Below are 16,738 nucleotides of genomic sequence, written 5' to 3'. Positions count from 1 at the left end.
CCGCCACGTTTTTACGCACCGAACGGGCGGCAAAAACCCCCGCAGGCGGCAGGGCGTGCGGGGGCGGAAACGGCATCAAGCGGCTTATTCTTCGATAACGATGCGGGCGTTGAGCGGCTGCACGGGGCGGTTGTTTTCTTGGCCGATCATGGCGCGCATGGCGTCAAGCTGGGCTTCGCTCGCGGCAACGGGGGTTTTGAACACAACCCAGTTCACGCCCTCGCTGCACGGCGGCGTGGTCAGCGAGCCATTCAGGCGGAAGTGGCGGCGGTCTTTCGGAAAGAGGGGCATGACGTCGAGTTTGCCGCTCAGCGCCGTTTTTTCGCCGCTTTGCAGTTTTTTCGCCAGCAGCAGTTTGAGCGCGGGGTTTTCACGGCCTTTGGTGAAAACGGCGCCGAGTACGGCCAGCTCGCCCGTGTCGGACTGGTGGACAAAATGGACTTCCATCGGATAGGCGTTGCCGCGGAAGGTGTGTTCGCTGGGCGTGTGGAAATGAAACTGCTTGAACGTGAATGTTTTACCGCCGAGGCTGATGGTTTGCGGCTGCCCTTCGGGCGTGGCCTGGATGGTGTGGCCGTTGTTTTCCACGGTGTAGGCCGACGGGGCATAGGCAAATTTCACGCTGTTGCCCGCGGCCGCCTGTGCGGAGGCGAAATCGACGGGCGACTGGTTTTTGCCGCTGCTGCATGCGGCGTAGTCCTGCTTGATGCCGCCCCAGTGTTCGGGGCTGCTGTCGCCGGTATATGACCAGTCGGAATGGGCGGCGGCGAATGCGGGAAGGGTTGCGGCGCAGACGGCGGCCAATACGGATAAACGCAGTTTCATGTAGTCTCCTATTTGCGTCGGGTTGGGAAAGTGCGGGATTATGCGAACGGCAAGAATTTTTATCAATCGTAAAAATAGCCTTCCTCCCCGTTTTTTCTTGACCTTACGCAAACATATTGCGGATTTTTGTAAACGTGCGCCGCCGCTTCGGATTCACGCGGCCTTTATCGGGCAACAAGCATCAGGCCGTCTGAAAACGCCTGCCGCGGTGCGGACGGAAGTTTTCAGACGGCCTGATGCGCCGTATTTCAAATTGTTTTGCGCCAAAGCGCTTTTAAAGCACCCGTTGGCCGAAATAGCGGCGGCATTTTTGTCCGCAGCGGTCGTAAAGCCTGCGGCAGTAGGGCAGCAACGGGGAGGCAAACAGGAAGGAGGCCGCCAGCGCCACGGTTATCACCACCGCCATCGGTTCGGCCAGCATTTTGAAACGGAAGAAATACGCCATCGCGAAATTGACGGCGCAGGTAAAGAGAACGATGTAGCCGAGTCCTACGGCAGCCAGCAGCAGCGGGCAGAAAACCGAACGTTTCATAAGTCAGAACCGAACCATGTGGGAGGCGCGATTATAAACGGCGCAAACGGCGGGAAAAAGCAAACGGCAGATTAAATCGCGTAAAGACAGACGGCATATTGTGCCGACAAACGGCATTCTTTCGCATTGACAAACCGCCGCCGCCCGTTTTGAATTTGCCGCCGCATCAGGCATAATCGCGCCCTTTCACAGGCCGTCTGAAACTGCCCGAGGGCTTTTTCAGACGGCCTCAAACACGCGAAGCACTCCGATGGACAAGAAAATCCTGTTGCAAAAAGCCGACATCTACCGCCGCCTGATGCGCACCGACAAGCCGATCGGCACCATGCTGCTGCTGTGGCCGACACTGTGGGCACTGTGGACGGCGGCGCGCGGCCTGCCCGACCTCCTTATTCTGGCCGCCTTCGTACTTGGCACGTTTTTCATGCGCAGCGCCGGCTGCGTTATCAACGATTTTGCCGACCGCGGTTTCGACGGTGCGGTGGAGCGCACGAAAAACCGCCCGTTCGCACGCGGCGAAGTGTCGAAAAAAGAAGCCCTGCTGCTGACCCTCGCCCTGTGTCTGGCCGCCGCGCTGTGCCTCCTGCCGCTCAACCGCGCCACCTGGCTGATGAGCCTGCCCGCACTGTTTCTCGCCCTCAGCTATCCGTTTACCAAACGTTTCTTCCCCATTCCGCAGCTCTATCTCGGCCTCGCCTTTTCCTTCGGCATCCCGATGGCCTTCACCGCCGTCACCGGTGCCGTGCCCCCCGCCGCCTGGCTGCTGTTTGCCGCCAATGTGTTCTGGACGCTGGCCTACGACACCGCCTACGCGATGGCCGACAAGGAAGATGATTTAAAAATCGGCATCAAAACGTCTGCCATCACCTTCGGCCGTTACGACGCCGAAGCCGTGCTTGTCTGCCACCTGCTGTCTACTGTGCTGATGGTGGCGGCGGGCATTGCCATCGGTGCGTCCTGGCCGTTTTGGTTGGCCGTTCCCTTTGTTCTGCGCTTCCAATGGAAACAGTATCTAGCCGTGCGCACGCGCGAGCGCGACACCTGCTTTCACGAGTTTCTCGCCAACAACCGCCTCGGCGCGCTGTGGTTTGCCGCCATCGCCGCCCACTTTTTCTATACGACATAGAACTGGAAATCTATTCTGACCAACATCGCGGCTACACCAGCGACTACATCGCAGGACCTATCGCGCTGGTAGAGATTGAATACATCATCGTGCCGCTGCCCGAAACCGTCTGCCGCCAAACCCTTGCCACCGCGCTGGCAAAAAGCGGGCAGTATGAAACCGAATGGCTGACAGGCAGCCTGAAAGTGTATGACTACCGCTAATCTATGCCACATCAAGGCAGCCTGAAAACCATTCCGCCAATCCCCCGCAAAGGACACTCCATGCGCCCCGAAACCCTGTTCCCCAAAAAATCTGCCCCCGATGCCACGCCGCCCGAACTTGCTGCGTTCAACATCCCAAGCTATGCCAACGCCCTTGCTGCCTTGGATTTAGCCCGCGAAACCTACGGCGACGCATCCTTGTTCAACACCGCCGAAGCCGTCTGCGCCAACCGCTATTTGTGGCAGGAATATCCCGAACTGCGCGGGCAATATTGGCAAATCGGCAGCTCGGGGCAGGGCGATTTCTGGCTGCTGCGCCGCGACGGTAACATCTGCTGGTACGACCACGATTTAGGCGAAATCACGTCCGCCGCCATCGCTGATTTCGGCATCACCTTTGAACAGTTTTTGGAACTGTCCGCCTATCTCAACCAAACATGGCAAGCCATCGATGCCAACGAACACCATTTCGCCGTCCCCGCGCGCAGGCAAGATTTTGCCGATACGCTCAACCGCATCGCGCCGAACTTGTTTGACCGCTATCCCTACCGCTATTTTGACTGACCGCCTGCACGCCAGAGAGCTGTTTGACGCCTATACAGGTATGTGAACAGACATATAGTGAAACAAAATAGAAAATCTACGGCGTTGCTGCGCCTTAGCCCGAAGAGGGCGGTTTTCTACGGCATTGGAAATGCCAAGAAAACCTGCCCCGTACTACCTGTACTGTCTGCGGCTTGCTGCCTTGTATCTTTCCGTGTTGTTTCACTATAAAAAACAAGTCAGGCCGTCTGAAAAAGCATTTTCAGACGGCCTGACTGCATTCGCGGCGTGTCAGCCTTCCTGCGTTTCCTCCCCGTCCCAATACTCCGCCGCGCCGCCGTGGAAAAAGCCGTGCAAAATCGCCTGCGCGGCCACGCTGTCGAGCATGGTTTTTTGCTTTTTGCCGAACACCCGCGCCTCTGCCAGCAGGCTTTCGGCGTAAAGCGAAGTGAGGCGCTCGTCTGCCCAGTAAACGGGCAGGGCGAAGCGGGCATGCAGGCGGCGGCCGAATTTGCGGGCGAGGCGCGTGAGTTCGTGTTCCGTACCGTCGCTGTGCACGGGCAGGCCGACCACCAAATAATCAGGCTGCCATTCGCGTATCAGGGCGGCGATGGCGGCGAATTTGGTTTCGTTGGCTTCGGCGGAAACGGTGGACAGCGGATGGGCGATGCCGACTTCCGCGCTGCCCTGCGCCACGCCGATGCGTTTTTCGCCGAAATCGAAGGCCAGACAAGTGCCCTGCGGCGCGGGAAAAACATCAGGCATGGCCTGCGCCTTTCACCAGCGAAGCCGGTTCAATGCCGAGTTTGGAGAGGGCGGCGCGGTAGCGGCGGTTGAGCGGCAGGTCGAACAGAATGCTGCCGTCGGCGGGCACGGCAATCCACACGTTTTGCGCCAGCTCGTTTTCCAGCTGGCCGGATTCCCAGTTCGAGCAGCCGATGGTGACGATGGCCTTTTCCACCGCGCCGCTGTCGCCCAGTTTGTCGATGATGTCGCGCGAGGTGGTGACGGCGTTTTCCCCGCCGACGGAAAAGCTGCTGCTCCATTCGCCTGCGGGGCAGTGGACGACGAAGCCGCGGTTTATCTGCACCGGCCCGCCTACCAGTATCGGACGGTTTTTAAAGCGTTCGGGAACGGGCGTGTCGGAAGCGGAAAACACGGCTTCCATCGGTATCGGCGAGGGTTTGTTGATCACGACGCCGAGCGCGCCGTCTTCGTCGTGGCGGCACAGATAAACGACGCTGCCGCTGAAAAACGAGTCTTCCAGCGCGGGCGTGGCGATGAGGAAATGGTCGGTGAGCTTGTCCATAATTTGGAGGAATAATCGGAAGGAGTCGTGGCTGTCGGGCGGCAATATTAGGCCGCGCGGAGAAAATTGCAAGCAAAAGGCCGTCTGAAAAGCGGCGTTTTCAGACGGCCTGCTTATTGCTAAAATCGCGCCCCTCATTATTTCGCCAAACCCACAAGACGGTTTCAAAACCTGTTCAAAGTTTCAGGCCGTCTGAAAAACAAGGAAACAGAATATGGCAGGCCACAGCAAGTGGGCGAACATCCAGCACAAAAAAGCCCGCGCCGACGCCCAGCGCGGCAAAATCTTCACCCGTCTGATTAAGGAAATCACCGTCGCCGCACGCCTGGGCGGCGGCGATCCCGCATCCAATCCCCGCCTGCGCCTGGCGATGGACAAAGCCTGGGACGCCAATATGCCCAAAGACAACGTCCAGCGCGCCATCGACAAAGGCACGGGCAACCTCGAAGGCGTCGACTACATCGAGCTGCGCTACGAAGGCTACGGCATCGGCGGCGCGGCGCTGATGGTCGACTGCATGACCGACAACAAAACCCGCACCGTCGCCGACGTGCGCCACGCCTTCAACAAAAACGGCGGCAACCTCGGCACTGACGGCTGCGTCGCCTTCAACTTTGTCCACCAGGGCTATCTGGTGTTCACCGACGCCGACGAAGACGCGCTGATGGAAGCCGCCCTCGAAGCGGGCGCGGAAGACGTTATCGCCCACGAAGACGGCATCATCGAAGTGATCACCGCCCCCGCCGACTGGGCGGGCGTCAAAGCCAAGCTCGAAGCGGCGGGCTTCACCTCGCAAGACGGCGACGTCACCATGCGCGCGCAGAACGAAACCGTGCTCACCGGCGAAGACGCCGCCAAAATGCAGAAGCTCATCGACGCGCTGGAAAACCTCGACGACGTGCAAAATGTCTACACCTCCGCTGTGTTGCAGTTTGACTAATCCTTTTCAGACGGCCTTCGGATAACCGGAGGCCGTCTGAAAGCACAAACGGCTTTCGCAACGTCCCTTTTCAGACGGCCTCTCCGTTAACGGAAGGCCGTCTGAAAACACATTTGGCAACCGCCCCGTTCCCCGAACCCGAGAGAAAACACCATGAAAAAATCCCGCTTTGCCGCCCTTTTCTTGGCCGCCCTCACCGCCGCCGTGCAGGCCGAGCCGCTGAACTACAACGTTGTCGAATTTGTCGAAAGCGCCACCGTCAGCGTGCCGCGTGACACCATGACCGCCGTGTTCACCGTCCGCGCCGAAGCGCGCGAGCGCGAAGCCGCCCACCGCGCCTTTGCCGCCAAAATGAACGCCTTTTCCCGCCGCGCCGCCGACAAAGCCCTCGAAGTGAGCGAAGCCAACCGCAGCAGCCACCCCGTTTACAGCTATCCCGACAACAAACGCGTGCAGACCGGCTGGCAGGAAAGCATCGAATACACCGTCAAAAGCCAAGACTTCGCCGCCCTCAACCGCCTTATCGCCCAATCGCAGAAAGACGCCGAAGTGCAAAACACCCACTTCACCCTGTCGCCGCAAAAACGCAACTCCGCCGTCGACGAAGCCAGCCGCGCCGCCCTGCTGCGCTTCAAAGACCGCGCCGCCGCCCTCGCGCAGACGCTGGGCTTTTCCGGCTACAAAATCGTCTCCCTCAAACTGGGCGAATTGGGCGACGCGCCCGTGATAATGATGTCGGCCAAAGCGGGCTACGCCGCCCCGATGGCGGCCGACAGCGCAACCGCCGCCCCGCCCTCGCCCGGCATCGAAGAAATCCGCATCACGGTCAACGGCTCGGTACAGATGTAGCCGCATCCTGCAAAAAGGCCGTCTGAAACGGGTTTCAGACGGCCTTTTTGCCTGCACCGTTTATGTAAAAAATATGCCACCTGTCTTTCAAGTTTCGTAAAGGCGAAGCCGCCCGCTATTATCCGCGCTTCCCACAGCGGCCGAGCGGCCGGATACCATAACAAGGAGGACGCACCATGAAATTCAGCACCCTTTTGATCGCGGCAGCCGTTTTCGGCGGCATGTATTTTGTCAAACACCATACCGACACTTCCGTTTTCACCGCCGACAATCTGTTGCAGCCCAAAGCAACGCAATCGGCACAGCGCTAAACCGCCGACACGCAAACCGCCCTTTCTTGGGGCGGTTTTGTTTGGCCGTCTGAAAGCGTGGTTTCCACCAAGCGAACACACAAAAGCCGCCCCGGCCAACGGGGCGGCTTTTTGGCAAGCAGCAAACAGACAAGCCGCGCGGCAGCCATTTCTATAATGTCCGCCTGCTTTCAAATCGCCGCACCTGTCCGCTGAACGGGTCGGCAAACTCAATGGCGCGGGCGAGGAGTTTCAGCGGCTTGGCGTAGTCGGTGCTGTCGGCGGGCAGCGGCTTGGGATAGAGCGGGTCGTTCAGAATCGGGATGCCGAGGCTTGCCATGTGCACGCGAAGCTGGTGTTTTTTGCCGCTGACGGGGCTGAGGCGGTAGCGGCAGAGGCCGTCTGAAACCGCTTCGGCGGCTTCGATAACGGTGTGGGCGTTGGCTGCGCCTGCGGTTTCGCGCATCAGGAAGAAGGCGTCGCCACGTTCGATACACGAGTGCAGATGCAGCGGAAAATGCAGGCCGGAACGGGCGGCGGCGAGGGCTTCGTAGGTTTTAACGACACGGCGCTCCTGAAACAGGGTTTGGTAGGCGCGGCGGCTTTCGGGGCGGCGGCAGAAAAGGACGACGCCCGCCGTGTCCTTGTCGAGGCGGTGCAACGGCGTGATGTCTTCGGGCTTGCCGTTGTGCAGCTCGGGGCACAGGCGCAGGCGGGTGAGCAGGGTTTCGCGCAGGAAGCGGCCGCCGGGCACAACGGGCAGAAAATGCGGCTTGTCGACGACAATCAGATGCTCGTCGACGTGCAGGATTTCCTCGCGAAACGGGATGCGCGGCTCGTCCTCGGCAATGGCTTGGCGGTAGTAATACAGCGTGGTGCCGGGAACAAAGGGCGCGTCGGGCGGCAGCGGGCGGCCGTTTTCATCGAAAATGCCGCCCTTTTCGAGCCGCGACAGCCAGGTTTCGCGCGGCACATAAGGGAAACGGCAGCAGAGGTAATCGACAAGCGGTGCGTCGGCCAGGCGGCGATCGCAAGGCAGATGCAGATAACTGGGGCGGATGCCGTCGATCGGCGGCAGGGCGGCGGGCGTGTTCATGGCCGCGATTGTAGCGCGTTCAGACGGCCTGCGCCTTCCGAGGCCGTCTGAAAACGCTGCCGCGCCGACAATCAGGTCGTCTGAACGCCCAAAAGCCGTTCAGACGGCCTTTTGTTTATAATCCGCTTTTTTTCAAACGGCCTATCCCATGAAAAAACACATCTTCGTCCTCTACACCGGCGGCACGATCGGCATGACCCCGGGCGCCGACGGCCTGCGCCCTGACGCCGCGCTGCTTGCCGACGCCCTGCCCTCGTTTTCAGACGGCCTCTCCTTCGACTGCCGCATCTGCGAGCCGCTGATCGACTCGTCGGCCGTGTCCCTGCAAAACTGGCGCGACTGGCTCGCCCTACTGGCGGAAAACATCCCGCGTTACGACGGCGTTTTGCTGCTGCACGGCACGGACACGCTGGCCTACACCGCCGCGCTGCTTGCCCTCGCCCTGCGCGGCTTGGACAAACCCGTCGTCCTCACCGGCGCGCAGCGGCCGTTCGGCGCGGCGGGCAGCGATGCGCCGCGCAACCTCGCCACCGCCGCCGCCGCGCTCAAAACCGGTCTGCCGCAGGTGTGCATCGCCTTCAACGGCAAACTCTTCCCCGCCATCGGCAGCAACAAATGCAGCACGGAAAGCGACGACGGTTTCGCCAACCCGCATTTCGGCGTGTTGGGCACATGGTCGGAAGAACGCAGACGCTTGACGCTTAACAGGCCGTCTGAAAGCCCGTCTGCCGCGGCAAACGCTTTTTCAGACGGCCTCGAAGTCCTGAATATCGACCCGCAGGCCGAAGTCGCCTGCCTGACGCTGATACCCGGTTTCGCCATGCGCCAGGCCGCCGACACCCTGCGCCGCACCGCCGCCCGCGCCGCCATCCTGCAAAGCTACGGCCACGGCAACGCGCCCGACGACGCGGAATTTGCCGACGCCGTGCGCGGCTACACGGAGCGCGGCGGCCTGCTGCTCAACATCAGCCAGGTGCCGCACGGCCGTGCGGCGGCGGTGTACGCGCAGGGCGCGGTGCTGCGGCGCTCGGGCGCGGTATCGGGCGGCCGCTGCAATCTGGAAACGGCCACCGCCCTGCTGACGCTGGCCGTTTCCAACGGCTGGGACAGGGCAAGGCTGGAAGCGGAGCTGGCAACTTTGGGTTTGCGGCGCCCTGCGTTTGAGTAGGGAAAGGCCGTCTGAAAAACAATGCCGCCATGCACGCGCAGACGGGAATAAGGCCGTTCGGGCGGGGTTGGCGTTTTGCAAAGATCAGGCCGTCTGAAAACCCAGTTTCAGACGGCCTCAAATCCTTTTGCCGCGCGGCCGCACAGCCCTCAGGCCGTCTGAAAGCGAAACTTCAACGAAGTTAAAAACGGCATTCAGACGGCCTGACAAGACAAAACCCCGTATCGCACGGGGTTTCGTTTTTTCGTTTGATGCCGTTCAGGAAAGCAGCGATTTGGTCAGCAGGTAGCCCGCCGACACAAAGATGATCACCAACACCAGCACCACTGCCGTGCCGACCAGCACGCGTTTGTTGTACAGCGCCGACTGCCAGCCGTTGAGTATGCCCAACTCCTGCAACAGCTCGGCTTCCAGCTCGCTGCGTATCTGGCGGCGTATCTGCCGCTCTTCCGCCTGTTTTTCCTTCAACATGCGGTAGGCCAGCTCGTGCTGCTTGCGGTGTTCGAAGGCCAGGCGCTCTTGCCATTCGATGCGTTTGCGATAGATAAAATCTTCGGTGGCGGTTTTCAGATACAGATGGCAGGTGGGGCATTCGACGGTTTCCGGGTCTTCGAAGATGGTGAAGCACACGGGACACTGCGGCACGGGGCTGGCGCGGTTTTGGCCGCCGTCGTCTTCGTCGTGCATCAGTTCGAGAGACACGCGGATGATGACGTCGAGGCCGAGGTAGCCGAAATAGTTTTGCGCGTTGAGGCGCTCTTCGTTGGTGCAGCGCTCGGCAATCAGCGCCTGCGGGTTTTCTTCCAGAGCAAGAATGACTTCGTCCGCTTCTTCGGCGGACAGGTGCTGACGGATGCTGTTGTCCACCTGGGCGTGGTCGATGCCGGGCGGATAGGAGATGTAAACGTCAAACAGTCGTTGGTGGTCGCTCATGGAGTGTTCCTGCTGTGGATAAAAAGCCGCCTGCGGGGGCTGCGTCATGGCGGCGGATTATAGCGCATCGGCTCTGCGCGGACGGCTCTGCGCCGTAAAAGGCGTGAATTTGTGATTTTCGGAACGGCGTCCGCATGTGCGGTTTCGGGCGGCAGGCCGTCTGAAACCCCGCCGTGCTTTCCGTTTTCCCGTTTGTAAAAACGTCATTCCCGCACAGGCGGGAACGGCCTTGGAAGCTGCCGGGAAAGGAAAAGCCCGAACCGTGTCGGGCTTGCTTTGGCGCAGCGGCTCAGACGGAGAACGACGAACCGCAGCCGCAGGTGGTTTCGGCGTTGGGGTTGCGGATGACGAACTGCGAGCCGTGCAGGCTTTCGGTGTAGTCGATTTCCGCACCGACGAGGTATTGGTAGCTCATGGGGTCGACGAGGAAGGTGAGGCCGTTTTTGACGATTTCGAAATCGTCGTCGTTTTTGATTTCGTCAAAAGTGAAGCCGTATTGGAAACCGGAGCAGCCGCCGCCGTTGACAAACACGCGCAGTTTCAGATCGGGGTTGTTTTCTTCAGCAATCAGATCGGCCACTTTGACGCAGCAGCTTTCGGTAAAGATGATGGGGGATTCGTCCGACATGGTTTTTTTCCTTCTTTAAATATATGAGTGCGCCGATATTTTCGCGCAATTGCGACAGGGTGGCAAGGTGGGGAGGGCGGCGGCGATTTCAAGTCCGCGTTCAATCGTGCTGCGAAATCGGCACGAGCTGTTCGCCCCAGTGCAGTTTCTGGCGCAGGGTTTTGTAGTAGTGGTAGCCGGCGGGGTGGAGGACGCGCAGGCTGTGGCGGTAGCGGCGGATGCGCAGGATGTCGCCGCTTTGGATGTCGGTGTAGGACTGGCCGTCGAAATGGGCGCGCGCGTCGCCCGCTTTGGTGATGAGGATGTCGATTTCGCAGGTGTCGGACACGGCAATCGGGCGGTTGGTCATCGACTGCGGGCAGATGGGCACGAGAGTGAAGGCGCGCAGGCTGGCCTGCAAAATCGGGCCGCCCGCCGCCAGGGCGTAGGCGGTCGAGCCGGTGGGGGTGGAAACGATGAGGCCGTCCGAACGCTGGGTGTAGACGAACTCGCGGTCGATAAAGGTTTCGAACTCGATCATCTGCCCGGCACCGCCGCGCGAAATCACCACGTCGTTCAAGGCCAGCGAGCTGCCGACGCAGCTGCCATTGCGTATCAGGTCGGCTTCGAGCAGGATGCGTTCTTCGTGGCGGTATTTGCCGGTGAGCATGGCGGCGATTTCTTTGACCATGTTTTCGCCGGGCACTTGGGTGAGAAAGCCCAGATGGCCTTGGTTGACGCCGATAAGGGGGATGCGGAAGGGGGCGGCTTTGCGCGCGGCGGAGAGAAAGGTGCCGTCGCCGCCCAACACGATGACCAAGCTGCATTCGCGGCCGATGTTGTCTTTGTCGGTGATGCGGCAGCGCGCCAGATCGTCTTCGCGCACGATGCCTTCATCCGCGCTTTCGCGGTCGATAAAGACGTCGAGTTGTTCCGCCAGCAGAAAGCCGAGCAGCTCGTGCAGGCTGTCGGCTATCTGCGGGGTTTGCGGGCGGGTGACGATGCCGATGCGGCTGAATTCGGTAATCATGGCCTTGTGCGGGGACGGTTGGACTGGATGGCGGGCGATTATGGCACGGTTAGAGGCCGTCTGAAAGCGGATTGGCGGCCTTTTCAGACGGCCACAGCCAAGCCCATACCTCGCGTCCTTCGCTTTGCAGCATCATCAGCGTGCGGCAGGCCGCTGCGGTGGACATATATTCGATGCCGATGCCGTGCGCGGCCAAGGCGGCGTTGAGGCGCGGATGGAGAAACTGCTGCTTCGCCCCCGTGCCGACAATCACCACTTCCGGCCGGTCGCCCTCTTCCAGCAGCGCCGCAAAAGAAGCGGGCGACAAATCCTGCGGCGTGCGCTCCGCCGCAGGCCGGCACGCTCCGCCTACCAGACAAACGGCCGATTCGAATACCCTGCCGTTGATTTTCAGACGGCCTTCCCCGTCCGTTTCCACCTCCCAACCGCCTGTCTGACTGTGCTCTTGAAACTGCATATTCCGCTTTCTGTATAAAGGATTTTCGGGTAGCATTGCGCCTTTTTCGCAGGCAGTTTAACCATTCGGAAAACGCTTAACAAGGAGCAGCGATGAAACCGGTCAGAATCGGCATTTTGGGTTTGGGAACAGTGGGCAGCGGCACAGTCGAAGTGCTGCGCGGCAACGCGGCGGAAATCAGCCGCCGCCTGGGGCGCGCCGTCGAAGTGTTTATGGTGTCCACGCGCAACGCGGAAAAAGCCCGCGCTGTCTGCCCGCCCGAAACCATTGTCGTTTCTGATCCCTTCGAAGTCGTGCGCCATCCCGAAGTCGACATCGTCGCCGAACTCTACGGCGGCACCGACACTGCCAAAGAGCTGGTGTTCGAAGCCGTGCGCCACGGCAAACACATCGTCACCGCCAACAAAAAACTCCTCGCCGAACACGGCAGCGAACTCTTTGCGCTGGCGGAAAAACACAACGTCATGGTGCAGTTTGAAGCCGCAGTCGCCGGCGGCATCCCCATCATCAAAGCCCTGCGCGAGGGGCTGGCCGCCAACCGCATCCGCAGCATCGCCGGCATCATCAACGGCACCAGCAACTTCATCCTCAGCGAAATGCGCGAAAAAGGCAGCGCCTTTGCCGACGTATTGAAAGAAGCTCAGGCGCTGGGCTATGCCGAAGCCGATCCCACCTTCGACATCGAAGGCCACGACGCCGGACACAAAATCACCATCATGTCCGCCCTCGCCTTCGGCACGCCCGTCAACTTCGCCGCCTGCCACCTCGAAGGCATTTCCAAACTCGACAGCCGCGACATCAAATACGCCGAAGAACTCGGCTACCGCATCAAACTTTTGGGCATTACCCGCCGCAGCGAAAAAGGCATCGAGTTGCGCGTCCACCCCACCCTGCTGCCCGAAAGCCGCCTGCTGGCCAACGTCAACGGCGTCATGAACGCCGTACGCGTCAACGCCGACATGGTCGGCGAAACCCTGTTCTACGGCGCGGGCGCGGGCGCACTGCCCACCGCCAGCGCCGTTGTCGCCGACATCATCGACATCAGCCGCCTCATCGCCGCCGACAGCGGCCACCGCGTCCCCTACCTCGCCTTCCAGCCCGCCCAGGTTCAGGCGCAAACCATGCTGCCGATGGACGAAATCACCAGCAGCTACTACCTGCGCGTCCAAGCCGAAGACAAACCCGGCGTACTCGGCCAAATCGCCAACCTGCTGGCCGCGCAAAACGTCTCCATCGAAGCACTCATCCAAAAAGGCGTGCTCGACGGCCACACCGCCGAAATCGTTATCCTCACCCACAGCACCGTCGAAAAACACATCAAAGCCGCCATCGCCGCCATCGAAGCGCTCGACACCGTCGGCGAAAAAGTCGTCATGATCCGCATGGAGAGCCTGCATGACTGAAACGGACAACAGGTCGTCTGAAAACGGCGGCGCAGAACCCGGCGACAGCCCCGAAGCACGCGCAGAAGCCAAGCGCAAAGCCAAAGGCAAAATCCGCACCATCCGCATCTGGGCGTGGGTGATTATTTCCCTGTTTCTGGCTACCGCGCTGCTGTCGAGATGCGCCATGTCCAAACCGCAGGCCAAGCAGAACATCATCGAATCCTGCATCCAAAACGTCCCCTACGCCCCCAAATGGCAGGCCGACCTGCAAAGCATGGGGCTGGCCGACCAAGACGGCAAACTCGTCGCCGCCTACTGCCTGTGCATGTGGCAGGAGCCGCTCGACAAACTCAACCACAACCAGCTCAAAACATTCAGCAGCCTCGCCCCGCAGCAGCAGCTCGACCTCCTCGGCGGCGCCGACGCCTTCAACAAACGCGACAAACAATGCCTGGCTGCCTTAAAAGGCAAGTAAGCAAAGGCCGTCTGAAAGCGCAGCTCAACAAAACACAGCCGTCATTCCCGCGCAGGCGGGAATCTTTTCTAATACAAAAAGCCTTGAACGGACAAAACATCGATTTGACCCCGACAAGATTCCCGCCTGCGCGGGAATGACGTCGGGTAGGTAGCTTTAGAATTTTGAGGCCGTCTGAAAACACAAAACAGGCCTTCAGACGGCCTCAAACTTTATCCGCCGCAACTTCTCCTTCCTCTGCTCCGTTTTATAAACGAAAGGCCGTCTGAACATTCAGACGGCCTTTTCTTTCAAACGGCTGCAAAGCGCGGCTTAGAACTTCACGCGCACGCCGCCGTGGAATTCGTTGCTGTGGATTTTGACGCCTTCGTATTTGCCCCAGTGGTTGTAGCGGTAACCCGCATCCAAAGCAATGTTGTCGCTGATGTCGTAGCTTGCGCCGACCATCGCGCCCAAACCGACTTTGGTTTTGGTGTAGGTTCCTTTTTCATAGAATCCCGGAGCGGTTTCGGTGGCTTCCAAAGAAACGCGGTTGATGCCGATGCGTGCGCCGACGTAGGGTTTGATTGCGGTACCGGTGTCGAAATCGTAAATGCCCGACACGCCGACGCTGCGGGTTTTCAGTTTGAAACGGTCGGTGCCTTCGTTGTCGGCAAATGTTTCTTCATAGTTTTTGTAATGGGTGTAATCGACGGCAACGCGGGCGGTGCCGAGATCGTAGCCTGCGGACAGGCGCGGGCTGAAGCCTTTGGCTTTGAATTTTCCGCCTTCGTCTTTGGCATGGATGCCGGCATAGCCGACATCTCCCTGAACGTAAAAACCGGGGTTGCCGGCAAACAAACCTGTTGCAAGGGCAAAGGCAAGTAATTTTTTTATGGTGTTTTCCTTAAATTTGAAATAGGAGAAAAGCCCGTTTTACGACAAACGGGTTCGTCGGCATTTTACCTATCCAAACCACATTGAACAGAAGCAAACCCGTCGGCGCGGCCGCAAGCGGCAGTAAGGCCGTCTGAAAACGGTTCTGCCGAAAACGGATCTTCGGTCAAAACCCAAAGGTAAAACAGACTTGGCTTGCTCCTCCCCTTTGTTTTCAGACGGCCTTTCTGCCTGCCGCGCCGCCGTGCTACCATCCGCCGCGCGGACGCCTGTCCGCCAAAATTCAAACAAGCATACAAAGGAAAAAACATGGCAAACACCCCCCTCCCCCGCCCCGACATCGACGCAGACGGCCTGCTCGAATATTCCGTCGTCTACACCGACCGCTCGCTCAACCACATGTCGCAGAAATTCCAAAACGCCCTGCGCCATATCTCCGCCACCCTGAAAAAAGTCTACAACGCGCCATACGCCGCCGTTGTCCCCGGCACGGGCACGGCAGGCATGGAAGCCGTCGCCCGCCAGTTTGCGCGCGGCAGAAAATGCCTCATCGTGCGCAACGGCTTTTTCAGCTACCGCTGGACGCAAATCCTCGAACAAGGCGGCATCGCCGCCGAAACAAAAGTTCTCACAGCACGGCAGGACGACGCCTTCCAAGCCCCCTTCTCCCCCGCGCCGACAGACGAAGTGTGCGCCCAAATCGCCGCCTTCCGCCCCGATATCGTCTTTGCCCCGCACGTCGAAACCGCCTCCGGCATCATGCTGCCCGAAGACTACATCGCCCGCCTTGCCCAAGCCGTCCATGCCGTCGGCGGCCTGCTCGCCATCGACTGCATCGCCTCGGGCTGCATCTGGCTCGACATGGAAAAACTCGGCATCGACATCCTGATTTCCGCGCCGCAAAAAGGCTGGAGCGGCAGCCCCTGCGCCGGACTCGTCATGCTTGGTCAGGCTGCCTACGACCGCGCGCAGCAAAGCGAGTCCGACAGCTTCGCCCTCGATTTGAAAAAATGGCTCGCCATCATGCAGGCCTTTGAAAACGGCGGCCACGCCTACCACGCCACCATGCCCACCGACGGCCTGCTCCGGCTGCACGAAGTGATGAAGGAGGCCGAAGCTGCCGGCTTCGACACCCTGCGTGCCAAACAGATTGAGCTGGGTGAAAAAATGCGCCGCCTGCTTGAAGCCGAAGGCTTCCCCAGCGTGGCCGCCGCAGGCTTCCAAGCGCCCGGCGTGGTGGTGTCCTACACCGAAAACCCCGACATCCAAAGCGGCAAAGCCTTTGTCGGCCACGGCGTTCAGACGGCCTCCGGCGTCCCCCTGCAATGCGGCGAACGCGCCGATTTCCGTACCTTCCGCCTTGGCCTCTTCGGCTTGGACAAACTCGCCGACCCCGACCGCACCGTGCAAACCTTCGCCGAGGTGCTGGCAAAAGTGAAACAGGCCGTCTGAAAGCCGGTTTAAACGGCGCAAACTGCCTGATGCAGAGAGGCCGTCTGAAAACCCGAAAAGGGGGTTTTCAGACGGCCTCTTTTCATCCCAAACGGGCAGACGCACACGGCCAAAGGCACACCCGCATCCGGTTTACGAAAGGCCGAGACCTTTGCAAAAAAGCCCTTCCTTCGACAGCCGGAACCCAAACACAGGTTTTCGGCCGTTTCCTCCCCCAATCACTCCTAATTTTACCCAAATACCCCCTTAATCCTCCCCGGATACCGGATTATCAGGCATCCGGGCCGCCTTTTAGGCGGCAACAGGCACACTTAGCCTGTTAGCCGCTTTCAACAGGTTTAAACACATCGCCTTCAGATGGCTCTGCGCACTCACCTTGAGTAGACCAAAATAGGCTGCCCGGGCGTAGCGGAATTTACGGTGCAGCGTCCCGAAGCTTTGTTCGACCACATAACGGGTCTTCGACAAATAGCGGTTACGTTTGGTTTGCGCTTCCGTCAGCGGACGGTTGCGGTGGGCTTTGCGCATAATGCCGTCCTGCAACCGATGCTCTTTCAGATGTTGTCGGTTTTCCTTACTGTCATAGCCTTTATCGGTATAGACGGTCGTACCTTCGGCAATACCTTCCAACAAAGGCGACAG

At 59.9% G+C, this 16,738-nt stretch carries 21 protein-coding genes; 10 read left to right on the top strand and 11 right to left on the bottom strand.

What is annotated here, in order from left to right; all coding sequences use genetic code 11:
• Positions 1-84: 84 nt before the first annotated feature.
• The gene (locus tag ACLD9W_RS05565) at positions 85-825 is read right to left on the bottom strand and encodes a carbonic anhydrase (RefSeq protein WP_410841090.1); all 741 of its coding nucleotides are present in this window, start codon (positions 823-825) and stop codon (positions 85-87) included.
• 274 nt (positions 826-1,099) lie between these two features.
• A complete protein-coding gene (locus ACLD9W_RS05560; protein ID WP_036496640.1) occupies positions 1,100-1,357 on the bottom strand; it encodes a hypothetical protein in 258 nt (85 codons plus the stop codon).
• A 250-nt stretch (positions 1,358-1,607) separates the two neighbouring features.
• Between ACLD9W_RS05560 and ubiA the strand changes: the two genes are divergently transcribed.
• The 3 genes from ubiA to ACLD9W_RS05545 are packed head-to-tail and all read left to right on the top strand — an operon-like array spanning position 1,608 to position 3,250.
• Positions 1,608-2,483: a 4-hydroxybenzoate octaprenyltransferase gene (gene ubiA / locus ACLD9W_RS05555; protein ID WP_410841089.1), complete on the top strand. Its 876-nt coding sequence runs from the start codon at positions 1,608-1,610 to the stop codon at positions 2,481-2,483.
• The gene (locus ACLD9W_RS05550) at positions 2,441-2,686 is read left to right on the top strand and encodes a hypothetical protein (RefSeq protein ID WP_410841088.1); all 246 of its coding nucleotides are present in this window, start codon (positions 2,441-2,443) and stop codon (positions 2,684-2,686) included. Before ubiA ends, ACLD9W_RS05550 begins: the two co-directional genes overlap by 43 nt.
• 60 nt (positions 2,687-2,746) lie before the next feature.
• Entirely contained in the window at positions 2,747-3,250 is a 504-nt protein-coding gene (locus ACLD9W_RS05545) for a hypothetical protein (RefSeq protein ID WP_410841087.1), read from the top strand.
• Positions 3,251-3,520: 270 nt separating this feature from the next.
• Here the strand turns inward: ACLD9W_RS05545 and ruvX are convergent, their stop codons facing one another.
• Together ruvX and ACLD9W_RS05535 are read right to left on the bottom strand one after the other, a co-directional pair.
• Positions 3,521-3,994 (bottom strand): Holliday junction resolvase RuvX, encoded by a 474-nt coding sequence (ruvX, locus tag ACLD9W_RS05540; protein ID WP_410841086.1) that lies wholly within the window; start codon positions 3,992-3,994, stop codon positions 3,521-3,523.
• Positions 3,987-4,538, bottom strand: a complete 552-nt coding sequence (locus tag ACLD9W_RS05535; protein ID WP_410841121.1) for a YqgE/AlgH family protein — start codon at positions 4,536-4,538, stop codon at positions 3,987-3,989. Before ACLD9W_RS05535 ends, ruvX begins: the two co-directional genes overlap by 8 nt.
• Positions 4,539-4,752: 214 nt before the next feature.
• Here ACLD9W_RS05535 and ACLD9W_RS05530 point away from each other — a divergent pair, with 214 nt between their 5' ends.
• The 3 genes from ACLD9W_RS05530 (at position 4,753) to ACLD9W_RS05520 (ending at position 6,638) form a co-directional block, all read left to right on the top strand.
• The gene (locus ACLD9W_RS05530) at positions 4,753-5,478 is read left to right on the top strand and encodes a YebC/PmpR family DNA-binding transcriptional regulator (RefSeq protein ID WP_410841085.1); all 726 of its coding nucleotides are present in this window, start codon (positions 4,753-4,755) and stop codon (positions 5,476-5,478) included.
• 153 nt (positions 5,479-5,631) lie between these two features.
• Entirely contained in the window at positions 5,632-6,327 is a 696-nt protein-coding gene (locus tag ACLD9W_RS05525; protein ID WP_410841084.1) for an SIMPL domain-containing protein, read from the top strand.
• 176 nt (positions 6,328-6,503) lie between these two features.
• Entirely contained in the window at positions 6,504-6,638 is a 135-nt protein-coding gene (locus tag ACLD9W_RS05520) for a cell surface protein (protein WP_410841083.1), read from the top strand.
• 151 nt (positions 6,639-6,789) lie between these two features.
• Here ACLD9W_RS05520 and ACLD9W_RS05515 read toward each other — a convergent pair whose 3' ends face one another.
• Positions 6,790-7,722, bottom strand: a complete 933-nt coding sequence (locus tag ACLD9W_RS05515; protein ID WP_410841120.1) for a pseudouridine synthase — start codon at positions 7,720-7,722, stop codon at positions 6,790-6,792.
• A gap of 139 nt (positions 7,723-7,861) precedes the next feature.
• Between ACLD9W_RS05515 and ACLD9W_RS05510 the strand changes: the two genes are divergently transcribed.
• Positions 7,862-8,881, top strand: coding sequence for an asparaginase domain-containing protein (locus tag ACLD9W_RS05510; RefSeq protein ID WP_410841082.1), 1,020 nt, complete (start codon positions 7,862-7,864; stop codon positions 8,879-8,881).
• A gap of 258 nt (positions 8,882-9,139) precedes the next feature.
• Here the strand turns inward: ACLD9W_RS05510 and ACLD9W_RS05505 are convergent, their stop codons facing one another.
• From ACLD9W_RS05505 to ACLD9W_RS05490, 4 genes are all read right to left on the bottom strand, one after another.
• A complete protein-coding gene (locus ACLD9W_RS05505) occupies positions 9,140-9,814 on the bottom strand; it encodes a hypothetical protein (protein WP_036496646.1) in 675 nt (224 codons plus the stop codon).
• Between the two features lie 289 nt (positions 9,815-10,103).
• Positions 10,104-10,442: an iron-sulfur cluster insertion protein ErpA gene (gene erpA, locus ACLD9W_RS05500; RefSeq protein WP_036496648.1), complete on the bottom strand. Its 339-nt coding sequence runs from the start codon at positions 10,440-10,442 to the stop codon at positions 10,104-10,106.
• Between the two features lie 100 nt (positions 10,443-10,542).
• Complete coding sequence (locus ACLD9W_RS05495) at positions 10,543-11,451, bottom strand: NAD(+) kinase (RefSeq protein ID WP_410841081.1); 909 nt, start codon at positions 11,449-11,451, stop codon at positions 10,543-10,545.
• Between the two features lie 49 nt (positions 11,452-11,500).
• Positions 11,501-11,908, bottom strand: coding sequence for an Mth938-like domain-containing protein (locus tag ACLD9W_RS05490; RefSeq protein ID WP_410841080.1), 408 nt, complete (start codon positions 11,906-11,908; stop codon positions 11,501-11,503).
• A 92-nt stretch (positions 11,909-12,000) separates the two neighbouring features.
• Here ACLD9W_RS05490 and ACLD9W_RS05485 point away from each other — a divergent pair, with 92 nt between their 5' ends.
• Entirely contained in the window at positions 12,001-13,311 is a 1,311-nt protein-coding gene (locus ACLD9W_RS05485) for a homoserine dehydrogenase (protein ID WP_410841079.1), read from the top strand.
• Entirely contained in the window at positions 13,304-13,768 is a 465-nt protein-coding gene (locus ACLD9W_RS05480) for a hypothetical protein (protein ID WP_410841078.1), read from the top strand. Before ACLD9W_RS05485 ends, ACLD9W_RS05480 begins: the two co-directional genes overlap by 8 nt.
• Before the next feature lie 312 nt (positions 13,769-14,080).
• Here the strand turns inward: ACLD9W_RS05480 and ACLD9W_RS05475 are convergent, their stop codons facing one another.
• A complete protein-coding gene (locus tag ACLD9W_RS05475) occupies positions 14,081-14,644 on the bottom strand; it encodes an opacity family porin (protein ID WP_410841119.1) in 564 nt (187 codons plus the stop codon).
• A 309-nt stretch (positions 14,645-14,953) separates the two neighbouring features.
• On the opposite strand from ACLD9W_RS05475, the gene ACLD9W_RS05470 reads away from it, so the two are divergent.
• Complete coding sequence (locus ACLD9W_RS05470; protein ID WP_410841077.1) at positions 14,954-16,096, top strand: aminotransferase class V-fold PLP-dependent enzyme; 1,143 nt, start codon at positions 14,954-14,956, stop codon at positions 16,094-16,096.
• A gap of 291 nt (positions 16,097-16,387) precedes the next feature.
• Here the strand turns inward: ACLD9W_RS05470 and ACLD9W_RS05465 are convergent.
• A partial coding sequence (locus ACLD9W_RS05465; RefSeq protein WP_410841076.1) for a transposase occupies positions 16,388-16,738 on the bottom strand: 351 nt, incomplete at its 5' end.

Source organism: Neisseria sp. WLZKY-1 (assembly GCF_046546535.1).
GTDB lineage: Bacteria > Pseudomonadota > Gammaproteobacteria > Burkholderiales > Neisseriaceae > Neisseria.
The sequence above is the reverse complement of the archived record's forward strand: the minus strand, read 5'-3'. Positions and strand labels throughout refer to the sequence as shown.